The organism is uncultured Candidatus Thioglobus sp., assembly GCF_963981275.1.
Taxonomy (GTDB): Bacteria; Pseudomonadota; Gammaproteobacteria; order PS1; family Pseudothioglobaceae; genus Thioglobus_A.
On record NZ_CAXCCZ010000010.1, the window covers coordinates 24,725 to 38,271 of the forward strand.

Here is a 13,547-nt window from a genome sequence, read left to right on the forward strand (position 1 = left end):
CTAATTTTCGATTATACACAGTTTTAACAAATGCGTAAACACTACCACCAAGCCAAATTCCTACTCTCATGCCCTTCTTTAAAGGGCTGTCCACCTGACGAAGGTTTTGAAGTTATCTTTGCCGGAAGATCCAATGCAGGCAAGTCAAGCTCAATTAATACCCTTACCATGCAAAATAAATTAGCCAAAGTTTCTCGTACACCGGGGCGCACTCAGCATTTGGTATTTTTTGAGCTGGATAAAGATAGACGTTTGGTGGATTTGCCAGGCTATGGCTACGCCAAAGTACCAGATCATGTTAAAAAACAGTGGCATCTGGATATGAGCGAGTATTTCGACAAGCGTGATTGTCTGCGTGGCGCTGTCTTAGTGATGGATGTACGTCATCCACTCAAGCCTTTTGATAAAATGATGTTAGAGTGGTGTGTTAGTATCAATCTACCCACACAAATTATCTTAACCAAGGCTGACAAACTTAAAAAAGGTGCAGCAGCCAATACCTATCAACAAATTAAAAAAGAGATTAAAAACCATCCTTATGTAGATGTTCAGCTTTTCTCCAGCCTTAAAAAACAAGGACTGGATGAACTCTGGGGCCGACTTGACACTTTTTTTGGCTACATCGACTAAATGGATATTGATGCTGACCTGAGCCATATTGCCACAACAGATACCATTGTTGTTGCTAACAATCGCCAAGTTCTAGCTTTTAAACACACTTTTTCAAAGCGACACCCCCTTGTACAATTGCCAAATATCTTATCTTGGCAACAGTATCTTCAGTATTATTGGAAGTCGCAGCATGTTCATAGCGCTCTACGACTAATTGATGCTACTGAACAGCGTTATTTAATTGAGTCCTCACTTAAACAATTTGAGCAATCTTGCCACGCACAACTCATTAATGAAGTCATTAAAAACTATGACTACTGTGCTAATCATTTAATTACTTTGGATATTTTGATTCAGTCTAAAGTGCAAATTTGCGAAGTTTTTGCCAATTGGATCAAGCACTACCAGCAAGTTAAGCGTAATTTAAATTTAATCGATATCAATGACATACCTGCGCTTATATTGGAAGATACCAGCACCTTTCAATCGCCTTATATCTATGGTTTTAAAACACTAACACCAATACAAAATAAAATATTTGGCATGCTTGATCATCATGTTATTCATGCTCAGTACACACATAAAACCGAGCAAAAGTGCTTTGACACTACGCTAGATGAAATCAAAGCGGCAGCTCTTTGGGCAAAACAACAACAAGACGAAAACCCTAATCAGTCGATTGCTATTGTTTGCCCTCAATTAAGCGAGCTTCAATATCAGCTTAGTTCGATTTTTGATCAAACGTTTAATAATTTATTAGTAGAAACAGGGCGAAAATCTTACAATATTTCCCTGGGATTAGCCCTATCTCAATATACGCTCATCCAAGACCTACTCAATCTACTCGAGCTAAATGAGCAACTAAAAACTGACAGTATTAATACCAAGCTTTTTAATCAAGTCATTATCAGCGTTTATATTCAAGGCTATCAACTTGAGCGCAGTGCGCGACATCTCCTGGCTAATCATGCATTATCCTTATCACTAGAATCTTTTCAACTAGAGCACATACAAGAGGCTTTAGACCAATGTCCAATCCTATTGGCAATGATTAAAACCAACAAAAATCATGCGCTAATAACCCAATTATTAAGCGAGCACTTGCTAAGCTTTAACGCAACACTTAGCCACTGGGGATTTGCGACAGACCGACAACTAAGTAGTAGTGAGTATCAACTATTCAATAAGTATATAAACAGTGCGTTAAAGCTTAACAACCTCTCGCTACATCATAAAAAATGTTCTGAGAAAAAAGCACTTCAACTACTCAAAGATATCACTAATCAAGTTGTCTTTCAGGCTCAATCAGGTAAGGCTAGTATTCAGATTATTGGCTCTTTAGAGGCAGAAGGCCTGCATTTTGACCAAGCCTGGGTACTGGGAATGACGCATGATTTCCTGCCCGCCAATCTAAATTCACCGAGATTTATCAGCACAGATCTTGCTATCCACCATCAAATTCCACATAGTAGTTACGAGTTAATTCAAACCGATGCACAAAATACACTAAACAACTTACGCTCACTATCAAGTCAGGTAGTTTTTTCCTATGCGAAGTCACACCTAGGACTGGAACAATTGCCTTCGCCTTTAGTGCACTTTGAGGATGATAGCATTTGTCAGCCAGATACTAAGACAACCCCCCATTTAACTGAATCTATTCACGATGAAGTCACGACCAAATTCACACACAACGAGGTTAAATCTGGCGTTAATTTACTCAAAAATCAAATGGCTTGCGCCTTTAAAGGATTTGCACATCGACTGAATTTAACACACTATGATGATCCACATATTGGCCTTGATAGGCGTGAACAAGGCAATGCTATTCATAATGCTTTGCACTATCTCTATCAGGAAGTTGAAACCAAAGAGGCACTATTGCAACTAGACCCAGATGAGCTTAAAACATTGATTGATCAAAAAGTTTATTCGGCGCTCAAACGTCACGACAATTCTGGCTATAAAGCCATTGAAAAAATTAGACTGGCACAACTATTACATAAATTTGTCAAAACTGACAAAGATCGAGAGAATTTTCGGGTGCTGGCCACCGAGCAAAGTATTCGGGTGGATATTGCCGGGCTAAGCTTCAATACACGCCTTGATCGCTTAGATCAAATGGAAAATGGCGACCACATTGTGTTTGACTACAAAACAGGTGATACCTCAACTGCTAAATGGTGCTCGACAGATATTGCCGAGCCACAATTACCTATTTATAGCGTAACTAACCACACACAAGGCGCTGCTTTTATTGAGCTTAATTCGAGTGGTGTCAGCTTTAAAGGCTTGTCTAAAGACCCTGACTCCCTACCAAAACAATCCACCAGAAAAGGTAAATGTCTTGAATGGGATGAGCAGCTAATTAGCTGGGAAAATCGATTAGACCAAGCGAGCCAGGCATTTCAATCAGGACAGGCGCAAGTCCTGCCGAACAAAACAGCTTGTGATTATTGTGAATTTGATTTACTTTGTCGTATTCAAAAATAATGCAATAATCGCTTTTTTCTCATCGACAATCGCTTGAGCGATATTCACCTTATCCAGTGAAGCAATATCAATTGAACTCAACTGATCTTTAAGCTTGATAATTGCACCAACTTCAACTGATAATAATTGAAAAACATTAAGTAAATCTTCGAATCGATCTTTACGCCTGAGCGCATCAGTCTTAGCGAAAAATTCATAAATTGCATCCTCTGTTTGCTCATCAAATAATTTAACAAATGAGTAAAACTGGGCACTTAGCCTGGCTAATTGCTCATATTGCTTAGGTGCCTTTAGTTGTTGGCACAGCTTAACAACATCGCCCGGGCTTTCGTTAACCAGCCAAAGACAAAACTTCAAATGCGCTTGATTGGTCTTTAGTCCATCTAAAAACTCAAATTGATTTTCATGGCTTGAATGTTGCTTAGTTGATAATGGCGTAAACACACGATCATAGGCGCCACATGCCGCTAATACTTTAAAAAAAGCAGAAGGTGTGGCATAACAGAGTGATTTTTCCAATTCTTTAAAAACACGCTCAGGAGTAAGCGCATCCACCTCACCTGAAACAACCATAGTCTTCATCAGCTGATGCGTTTCGTGCGCTACCTTAAAGCCAAAAGGTTTGAACCGTGCTGCAAAGCGAGCAACCCGCAGCACACGCACTGGATCTTCACTAAACGCATTAGAAACATGACGTAATAAGCCATTATTCAAATCAGACTGTCCGTCAAATGGATCAAACAACTCATCACTATTGCGCACATCTTGAGCAATAGCATTAATGGTTAGATCACGGCGAGATAGATCCTGTTCAAGGGTTACCGCTTTTGAGGTATCAAATTTAAAACCCTTGTAACCTTTCCCAACTTTACGCTCAAGCCTGGCAAGTGCATATTCTTCTTGTGTACCAGGATGTAAAAAGACTGGAAATTCTTTACCCACTTGGCGATAACCCAAATCCAACATTTCCTCAGGTGAAGCGCCAACCACCACCCAATCTTTCTCAGTATCGTCATTTGCGACACCTAATAGATGATCACGCACCGCACCGCCAACTAAATAAACTTTCATACTTATGGGAAGAATTTTATTAATTCTCATATAATACACGAATGGATTTAGATAACTTAACGCCCGAACAGTTTAGAGTTACACAACAGTGTGGCACCGAAGCACCCTTTTCGGGTGAATACGTTAGCCATCATGAACTGGGCAACTATGTGTGTGTTTGTTGTGGTCAAATACTCTTTTCATCGGCCACTAAATTTGACTCCGGTACAGGCTGGCCGAGCTTTTACGATATTGCCAAGGCTGACAGTATCACTCTAATTGCAGACAATACACACGCTATGGTGCGCACTGAAGTTAGCTGCAAAAAATGTGATGCCCATCTTGGCCATGTATTTTCAGACGGCCCTGCACCTACTGGCCAACGCTACTGTATTAATTCAGCTTCACTAGGATTTAAAAAAACATAATGCATATTCATATTCTTGGTATAGCTGGCACCTTTATGGGCTCACTCGCTCTAATTGCCAGACAGCTTGGGCACAGAGTTACTGGCCAAGATCAAGGTGTATACCCACCCATGAGCACTCAGCTTGACGAACAAAATATTAAGTACACGCACGGCTACCATCTAGCCGACATGCCTAAGGCTGATATATTCATTATTGGCAATGCATTGTCACGAGGAAATGAGTGTGTTGAAGAGATTCTTAGCAAACAATACACTTATACGTCAGGTGCGCAGTGGCTGAGTGAAAACGTACTACGTGATAAGTGGGTATTGGCCATCTCTGGTACTCATGGCAAAACCACCACCGCTAGTATGCTGGCCCACATTCTTGAATATGCCGGCTACAATCCTAGCTTTTTAATTGGTGGTGTAGTCGAAGACTTTGGCGTCTCATCACGACTCACTGATTCAAACTTTTTTGTCATTGAGGCAGATGAATACGACACTGCTTTTTTTGATAAACGCTCGAAATTTGTCCATTACCATCCAAAAACTTTGGTGATTAATAATCTTGAGTTTGATCATGCTGATATTTTTGACTCAATCAAAGACATTCAAAAACAATTTCATCATCTTATTCGAACCATCCCTAGCGATGGATTAATCCTTTCCCCAGAAAATCAACAAGCGATTAATGAAGTGCTTGAGCAAGGTCTTTGGTCTGCCCAAAAGATCATACCTACTGAGCAATTACACATCACTGATATGGGCACAAGTTTTAAAGTGGAAAGTGCACAAGTAGATTGGCACTTGCTCGGTGAGCACAATATGCAAAACGGCTTAAGTGCAATCTATGCCGCTCACCATGTTGGCGTACCTTTTAAGGTTGCTTGCGAAGCGCTAAATCAATTTAAAGGAGTTAAGCGGCGTTTAGAGCTTAAACATCAAACGGATAAATTTACCCTTTATGACGACTTTGCCCATCACCCGAGTGCCATTCAAACAACACTATCAGGCTTGCGCAACAAAGTGGGTAGAGCACCTATTATCGCCATTGTAGAGCTTAGATCTAACACCATGAAATCTGGCGTACACCAGCAAACATTGGTTGATGCACTAAAAGAAGCTGATCAAGTCTTTATTCTTAGACCTTCAAACAGCGACTGGAATATAGACACCTTATTCAAAGATTACAATCTATTTAACTCTGTTGATGAGCTGGTTGATTCGCTCAGTCGTCTTCAGCAAGGCCATTTGGTGGTCATGTCAAATGGTAGTTTTGATGATATTTTTAACAAACTAATTAAAAACCTATGAAACCAATTGCAATCGCTCTAACTGGCGCATCGGGTATGCCGTATGCACTCACTCTGCTTAAAGAACTTGTTAAAACTCAAGAGCTTATTTATGTAATGATTTCAACCGCGGCCAATACTGTTATCGCCATGGAAACCGATCTTAATTTAGGTGGCGACACTCAGTCTATTGAAAAAAATCTTGGTCAATATTTGAATGCTAAAGATGGTCAAATTGAAGTATTTTCTAAAAATCAGTGGACAGCGCCAGTTGCTTCAGGCTCTAACCCGCCACGTGCAATGGTAGTATGCCCTTGTACCATGAGCACACTCTCAGCAATTGCCCATGGCGCAGCCGACAACCTTATGCACCGTGCAGCTGATGTGGTCATTAAGGAGCAAAAAAAGCTCATTTTAGTACCTAGAGAAACCCCATATTCAGCCATTCACTTGGAGAATATGCTCAAACTATCTCGCCTAGGCGTGGTGATCATGGATGCCAATCCTGCATTTTATCAAAATCCGACTTGCATTCAAGATTTGGTTGATTTTGTGGTGGCCCGCATTCTAGACCACTTAGAGGTTGAGCACGATCTTCTACCACCTTGGCAAGGTTAGTAATATGTAATAGGCCTTGCCTATTACATTAAAAAGCGAGTACAGTTATGCCTAAAAAAGCCAGGAAGATGGCGAAGAATTTTTTAAGCTTTTTCCCATCTACACGGTGCGCAGTTTTTGCTCCTAGCGGGGCAAAAATAACACTCATCACTACAATACTAACAAGCGCCTGCATTTGAATAAAGCCCAATCCTGACGCTGTGGATTCAATATTCCAACCAGCCACAATAAATCCTAGTGCACCAGCAATTGCAATAGGCAGTCCGACGGCGGCTGAAGTGGCAATGGAATTTTTAATATCAACATTGTTATAAGTTAAAAATGGCGTAGTCATTGTACCTCCACCAATACCAACAATGGCAGACACTAAGCCAATAATATAGCCTACCACACGCCACACCCAGTTTGCTAGATGATCAATGTGGCGACTGCTACTTAAGCCAAAATACAAAATAGCTGCTACTGTCAATTCAAATCCAGCAAAAAACAGTCGCATAAAGTCAAAACTCATGAGTTGAGTTAGTAGCGCCCCACTAAAAGCACCCAATAAAATTGTCGGTGTCATTTTTTTAAAATAATGCCAATGAATAGCGCCGTGCTGATGATGCGCTCTAACACTTGAGATTGAGGTAAAAATAATCGCTGCCAGTGCCGTGCCAACAGCACTGTGCATGAGTATGGATTGATCAATATGCCCTGCCAATAAATACAGCAATACTGGCACCATAATCAGCCCCCCTCCTACGCCTAACAGGCCAGCAATAAAACCTGAAAATGCGCCCAGAAGCAACAGCGGAATTATTTCAGCCATGTATCCACCGATTCAATCAGAAGCTCATCTCTGTCATTAAAAAAGTGATCTGCTGTCACCATTTTTTGTGTGTAGTTTGCATTATCTTTGGCCGCTTGAGCTCTGGTTTGAACACTATCCAGAACGGACACAATATCTTCATCGCCATATAAGTCCAGGACAGGAATGGTTAGTTTGGATAAATATTGTGCATTGTCACCCGGCATGCCAATTCCGACAAAGCGATTAAATGGGTGTTTATTATTGGCCAAATAATGAGTTGACATGACACTGCCTAAACTATGTGCAATCAGCACATTCGCGATTAAATCATTTTGGTGTAAATAATCGGCCGCCGCCTGAATGCGAAGATCCGCTTGGGGAAATACTGCTCGATAAGCACCTGCATGCGCTTCATTATCTAACACTGGCATTTGAATAGAAAGTGTATTAAAACCTTGAGTTGTTAAAGCCACACGCACAGGCTGGATGACTTGCTGCCAATCTGGATGCACGCCCAAACCATGCACAATTACGGCAGTTTTTTGTGTATCAGTTTCACTCGGCGTATATATCGACATAAATTCGTGATCGTTCGCCGTTAGCCAAACAACATCGCCATCCATTAGTCCATCTTCTATTTGTTGCGCCCAACGCTTTTCTTTGGCGTAATCAGGTAGCGTTTGTGCATTGACTAGAGTGCTGGCTAATAACAACATGATTAGTAGTTTCATTTTATTTTTCCGATTCAAGAGATACTAAATTATAAGATAAAAATTTACGAAATAATGCAAATGACTCATTTGGCGTAAAAAATATTAAAAATAAAGAAAATATTAAATAAACAGCACTTATTGGATAAAAAATACCAAAATTATGGATTTTTTTTGATTTATATAGAAAAAAGATAAAAAAAAGAGCGATATTCGCAGGAGAAGAGTATGAAAAAACAACTTTTTAGGCGGATATCACTCAGAATTTACTTGTATTGGTAAAATTTCCAAAAAAATTCAACCTACAAGAGGTGTGCTAAATATAACCTTCTTGGGGAGAGGGTTTAAATATTTTAGTATTTGATATTTAACACAAGCTCATTTTACAAAACATAAATTGAAATTCCTATAGCGGTATACCTTATTTCTGCCGAAAAAAACCATTAACCGTGATTGTGACCACCTTCTAGAGGGATTTTAATTGTGAATTTTGCCCCATATCTAGTATTAACAACTCTAATATCACCCTGAAAATTATCTTGAATAATTTTTTTACTCATATATAAACCCAAGCCAGTTCCATTTAAAGATTTGGTCGAAACATAAGGCTCGAATATGGTTTCAATAATTGATTTATCAATACCGCCTGCATTATCCTCCAGGACAATATCAAGTGAATTTTTATGTGCAGTAGTGTGAATTGAGATTGTTGGATTACTAACCTTTGTTTCAGCGATCTGATCAATAGAATTTTGAATCAAGTTAATCATTACATGGCGTAATTCTCTAGCATAACCAACAATTTCTAGTCCTGGTGGAATACTAGTATTAATTTTAATATGATGTCTAACAATCAAACCCTGGAGCACTTCTAGTACGCTATTAATGTTTGCACACACTGCAAATAACTCTTTTTGTTTATCAGGATGGAAAAAATCTCTAAAATCTGCCAACAACTGATTTTGATCCGACATCATGGTTTCTGTCTTTTCCATTTGAGTATTTAAAAATTGTGCATCAGTGGCAGATATTTTCATAGACCTAAGCTTAGTTTTAACGGTACCAACACTCAGCATCATGGCTGTTAATGGCTGCTTCCACTGATGGGTTAAGATCGCAATCATTTCACCCATAACCACATGGCGTGATTGGGAAATTAGCCGACTAATATTGGCTTTATTTTGTAATTCAATCTTTGTTTTGGCTTTTTTCAAAAAATACAGCCAAAGTACAATAAAGATAATAACCGTCATTAAAATTCCCAAATAGAGTGCCACTTCTTTTTTCTGAACACCTAGCACAACGGGGGTTGCACGCCATTTTCTTTGAATTCGGTTAATTTCAGAAGGACCAACAACGTCCAGCGCCATATTAATAATCTCCACTAATTCCGGCCAATCTTTTCTGACGGCAAAATATATATGACTCGGCTCTTTAAACGCATTATCATCAATTCTAAGTTGTGTCATTTGATGCGAATTTAGCAAGGCCGTAGCCGCATCTAAAAAAACAACCGCGGCATTAGCTTCGCCACTAATAACCGCTTGCAAAGAGGCCAATGTTGTCGGTTTAACCAGTAGCTCAATCGGATCTTTTTGATCAGCCAGTCGCTGATATGCAGGATAGTCTTTGGTTACGGCCACTTTCTTACCGTGCAAAGACTCCAGAGAATAAACCATTCGTCCATTAACCATAGATTTTGTTCTAATCATTGGGTGATTTTTTGTTGTTACAATCACCATATTGTTTTGCATGTAAGGCTTTGAATATAATAAGTATTGCTGTCTAGCTTTAGTTTTGGCAATAGCTGGCAATACATCCAAGGTATTGGATTGCGCCTGATTAATAACCTCACTCCAGCTAATACCTGATACCGGCTGCATACTCACACCAAGCTGCTGGCTTAACAATTTAACAACATCAGCTGAAATACCTAGATATTCACCACGATTATCTTTATATTCTATGGGGTAGAAGCCTGGATCAACACCCAGTCGAATGCTAGGATGCTCTAATAGCCATTTTTTTTGACTAGGTGTTAACACTAACTTCTTTTCAGTGGCGGCGTCTTCATAGACGAAATCACGTAAATTAACTGACTTGCTAATGTAGCCTGATTGAGTAAATGTTCGCAAAATTTGTTGCCAAAATTCTTGTCGCATACTACCCATTTCAACTTTTAAAGGTTGTACCAACTTAGCCATTTCTCGCGCTTCAAATTGCAGATGTTCACGTGATTTATTTTGTGTATTGTATTTTTTTAAAATTACATCAATGGTCTCATCGACATGAGAAAAAGCATACTTCCAACCTTCTAAACTGGCCTGTCGAAATTTACTCACACGGATAGGATGTTGCTCCAGCTCTTTTTCAGTGGTTACTAAAAGATCGCTGTAAATTCCTAAACCGTAATCATCTGGCGAAATGTAACGATATTCAATTCCTTGTTTTTTTAGCCAAAACCCCTCATTAGATTGATATGCAGCAACCGCATCTGTGCGATCATTAATCAAGTCATCCATACTAAAGTCTGGCGCTTGATGAATATAATCTTGTGTAGATAAGCCGGCACGCTTTAACATGGAGGAGATAATGAATTGATCCGCCTGGGCCATAGAAATTCTTTTATTGCGCAAATCGGCTGCTGTTTTAATGTTTGAGCTTTTTTTAACCAGTAAAACTAAAGGAGAGTTTCTACTAATGGCATATAGAGACACCAAAGGCTCATCTTCAGATCTTAATTTTAAGGCTTCAATCCCCGACGTTGCAAATTCAACTTTACCCTTGAGCAGTAGCTCGGTAGGAGTATGCTCAAGATTCACCTCGCTAATCTCAACTTCAATATTTTGCGCTTGATAAAAGCCTTTTTCCTTGGCCATGTAATAGCCTGCAAATTGAAATTGATGCTTCCATTGCAGAGCTAACTTCACATGATCTATATACTCAGCATGGCCAGCTAAAGCATGCAAAGAGATCAATAAAACTAAACTGAGTGCTTGCTTGATTAAGCGTTGCATGCTAAAGCCGACCCTAGTGGTTTTAGTTTTGGCAATGTTGTAATCAACAGTGCAAGAGAATCGACGTTCATTTTTTTCATCACCGAGGCTCGATGCTTTTCAACCGTTGAGATTGATGAGCATAATTGTTGCGCAATATCATGATTTGTCACGCCTTTAATAATTAAGTCAAACACTTCACACTCTTTAGGGGTGAGGGTTTTGTAATCATTAACAGCCACCAAACTAGGCTTAAAATTATCAATAGCGCCCATAACCCTGTCTAACAATACATCTGTTGAAACTGGCTTTTCGATAAAATCTGCTGCGCCTAATTTCATCGCCTCTACGGCCATTTTGACGGTGGATACCCCGGTGATAAACACGGTAGGTCTAAGATGTGCAACTTTATTAAGCTCAGATAATAGATCCATGCCGGTCATATCGGGCATGGAAATATCACAAACTAAACAACCTTGAGTGTCATCTAGTTGCTTAAGATAGTCAACAGCTGAGGAAAATGAGCGAGTTTTGAAGCCTAACAAATCAAAAAACACAACCAGGGAGTTTAAAATATTTTCATCATCATCAACAATGAAAATTGTATTATCAAGAAGAGTTTTATCTAGCAACATAGGCCTAAGTATAAAGACAATTTCAAGGATAGTTTTAGATGATTGAGCATTTTAATCACGATAAATTTTCCGATAAATAATTCTACTGCCAGCTTTAATCTCGACAAAATTACAATCACCTGGTGAACGGCGGTATTCAAATTCTTTAATCAACTCCATACAATGCCTACTACTATTACACCTTAAAGTACCACTAGAACCCATATTATCATTCATGTGCAGGGTTAAGGTATGGTGATTGGCACTCACTGACCACATACCGCCAAGCCCCATCAGCAATAGTGTCACTTTTATAATCATTCTGAAGGACAGTTAGCAGATAAACAACAGTATTCAGACTTGCCACATGTATACGCAAAAACAAGCCCTGCTAAAAAAATCATGCCAATCATAATCTGTAAAAAAAATTCCATTATGTTTCACTCCTATTGTTAAAGATACCAAATGCATCAAATGCAAATCTTATCTCTTTAAAAAAAATATAACAACATTATAATATGATTATATTCATATAAATATAGCGGGATTCCACATAAATTTAACCTGAAAATCAATGACGAAAAAAAACACCTTAAAAGGTGTTTTTTCTTATTTTCTTACTATGACCATTGACAGGGTCAATGTGATTATTTATTAACAGTATCTTTTAATGCTTTACCTGCTTTAAATGCGGCCACTTTAGAGGCTTTAATTTGAATTGTTGCACCAGTTTGAGGATTACGACCACTACGAGCAGCACGCGCTCTAACAACAAAACTACCAAAGCCTGTTAATTGCACTGTATCTTCTTTAGACAAAGCGCCGGTAATGGCATCTGTTGTTGCGTTTAATGCACGAGTTGCATCTGCTTTAGATAAGCCTGATTCTGATGCAATTGCATCAATAAGTTCTGATTTGTTCATTGGTTGACCTTTAATTATTGTTGAATTAGTACCTAACATGGCTACTCTATTTTTAAGGAGATAGCAGTATTTTTTATAACTAAACCATGCTAGGTGTTAAAAAGTATAACAACAAAAAACCTTATTGCTATAGCGGTATTCCTTATATTTTATAAACTACTCAACCACATTTAATCCTAGTAATTGCCAAGCTTGCATGCCACCGCGGTAGTATTTAATCTTTTCTGCTGGATAGCCATATTTTAGTAAACCCCATATTAGTTCAGGAGACATTCTGCACCAATTACCATTGCAGTAGATTGCTAAAGTTTTAGCTTGAGAAAAGTCACGAACGCCATTAGCATCATAAGTAACACCAAATTCATCTTCCATTACCTCTCGTGCGTAATCTTTGTCTTTGTTAAATTTATGAAATGGAACATGTGTCGCACCTGGAAGCGTTCCTGTTAAGGTTAGCCAAATAGATTTTCTTGCATCAACTACTATCGTATTCCATTCAGGTGTAGAAACCCTAGAAATATATTTCATCATCTCATGCTCAGCAATAGTTTCCACTGCGTGCGGTTTAAACGGATGCATGGGCTTAATAATGCCACGACCGGTTTTTTGATAAAACTTACTAATTAGATGCTTACGATCTTGGTTGCGCTTAATGGTAAATTTCTCACCATCAATCATTACGTTTAACTCGAGTGTATTCGGTTTAAGATAAACAGATTTTTTCATCTTTTTGTTTTTTTTCTTTACTGTATTGCCATCAGTTACAGTCTTCTCAGCGGCCACTTCAAGTGCAGATTTAGATGCTTCTTCTGCATAACCATAGGTAGATAGACTAAGTAATAATAGGACAATTAAAGTGGATAGCATTCTCATGGCGATTAAAAAAATAGTTAAATAAATTATATGATTTACAGGCGTGTATTATAATTTATATAAGATTAAACTAATATAATGGTAAACCATAAATTTGAAAAACTACTTAACTGTTGTTAAACCAACCGAACGCCAAGCTTGCATACCACCACGATAATATT

General features: G+C 38.8%; 13 protein-coding genes. 5 read left to right on the top strand and 8 right to left on the bottom strand.

Annotated elements, in window-relative coordinates:
• Positions 1–30: 30 nt before the first annotated feature.
• On the top strand, positions 31–630 hold the full coding sequence (gene yihA / locus ABNR88_RS02840; protein ID WP_291926543.1) for a ribosome biogenesis GTP-binding protein YihA/YsxC: 600 nt from the start codon (positions 31–33) through the stop codon (positions 628–630).
• Positions 631–3,105 carry a PD-(D/E)XK nuclease family protein gene (locus ABNR88_RS02845; RefSeq protein WP_291926545.1) on the top strand — a complete coding sequence of 825 codons (2,475 nt, stop codon included), beginning with the start codon at positions 631–633 and terminating at the stop codon, positions 3,103–3,105.
• Here the strand turns inward: ABNR88_RS02845 and ABNR88_RS02850 are convergent.
• Positions 3,082–4,176 carry a polynucleotide adenylyltransferase gene (locus tag ABNR88_RS02850; RefSeq protein WP_291926548.1) on the bottom strand — a complete coding sequence of 365 codons (1,095 nt, stop codon included), beginning with the start codon at positions 4,174–4,176 and terminating at the stop codon, positions 3,082–3,084. The genes ABNR88_RS02845 and ABNR88_RS02850 overlap by 24 nt on opposite strands.
• Positions 4,177–4,217: 41 nt before the next feature.
• On the opposite strand from ABNR88_RS02850, the gene msrB reads away from it, so the two are divergent.
• The 3 genes from msrB to ABNR88_RS02865 are packed head-to-tail and all read left to right on the top strand — an operon-like array spanning position 4,218 to position 6,477.
• Positions 4,218–4,583 carry a peptide-methionine (R)-S-oxide reductase MsrB gene (gene msrB, locus ABNR88_RS02855; protein WP_348669982.1) on the top strand — a complete coding sequence of 122 codons (366 nt, stop codon included), beginning with the start codon at positions 4,218–4,220 and terminating at the stop codon, positions 4,581–4,583.
• Positions 4,583–5,881 (top strand): UDP-N-acetylmuramate:L-alanyl-gamma-D-glutamyl-meso-diaminopimelate ligase, encoded by a 1,299-nt coding sequence (gene mpl / locus ABNR88_RS02860; RefSeq protein WP_348669984.1) that lies wholly within the window; start codon positions 4,583–4,585, stop codon positions 5,879–5,881. The genes msrB and mpl overlap by 1 nt, the downstream gene beginning before the upstream one ends.
• Positions 5,878–6,477: a flavin prenyltransferase UbiX gene (locus ABNR88_RS02865; RefSeq protein ID WP_291926554.1), complete on the top strand. Its 600-nt coding sequence runs from the start codon at positions 5,878–5,880 to the stop codon at positions 6,475–6,477. Before mpl ends, ABNR88_RS02865 begins: the two co-directional genes overlap by 4 nt.
• 28 nt (positions 6,478–6,505) lie before the next feature.
• Here the strand turns inward: ABNR88_RS02865 and ABNR88_RS02870 are convergent, their stop codons facing one another.
• The 7 genes from ABNR88_RS02870 to ABNR88_RS02900 form a co-directional block, all read right to left on the bottom strand.
• The gene (locus tag ABNR88_RS02870; RefSeq protein WP_291926555.1) at positions 6,506–7,288 is read right to left on the bottom strand and encodes a sulfite exporter TauE/SafE family protein; all 783 of its coding nucleotides are present in this window, start codon (positions 7,286–7,288) and stop codon (positions 6,506–6,508) included.
• Positions 7,276–8,001, bottom strand: a complete 726-nt coding sequence (locus ABNR88_RS02875; RefSeq protein WP_291926556.1) for a DUF3530 family protein — start codon at positions 7,999–8,001, stop codon at positions 7,276–7,278. Before ABNR88_RS02875 ends, ABNR88_RS02870 begins: the two co-directional genes overlap by 13 nt.
• Before the next feature lie 422 nt (positions 8,002–8,423).
• The gene (locus tag ABNR88_RS02880; protein ID WP_291926559.1) at positions 8,424–10,997 is read right to left on the bottom strand and encodes an ABC transporter substrate-binding protein; all 2,574 of its coding nucleotides are present in this window, start codon (positions 10,995–10,997) and stop codon (positions 8,424–8,426) included.
• A complete protein-coding gene (locus ABNR88_RS02885; protein WP_291926561.1) occupies positions 10,985–11,611 on the bottom strand; it encodes a response regulator in 627 nt (208 codons plus the stop codon). Before ABNR88_RS02885 ends, ABNR88_RS02880 begins: the two co-directional genes overlap by 13 nt.
• Positions 11,612–11,662: 51 nt before the next feature.
• The gene (locus ABNR88_RS02890) at positions 11,663–11,911 is read right to left on the bottom strand and encodes a hypothetical protein (protein ID WP_291926564.1); all 249 of its coding nucleotides are present in this window, start codon (positions 11,909–11,911) and stop codon (positions 11,663–11,665) included.
• 326 nt (positions 11,912–12,237) lie between these two features.
• Positions 12,238–12,552: an HU family DNA-binding protein gene (locus ABNR88_RS02895; protein WP_291926567.1), complete on the bottom strand. Its 315-nt coding sequence runs from the start codon at positions 12,550–12,552 to the stop codon at positions 12,238–12,240.
• A 117-nt stretch (positions 12,553–12,669) separates the two neighbouring features.
• The gene (locus ABNR88_RS02900; RefSeq protein ID WP_348669987.1) at positions 12,670–13,386 is read right to left on the bottom strand and encodes a rhodanese-like domain-containing protein; all 717 of its coding nucleotides are present in this window, start codon (positions 13,384–13,386) and stop codon (positions 12,670–12,672) included.
• Between the last annotated feature and the right edge of the window lie 161 nt (positions 13,387–13,547).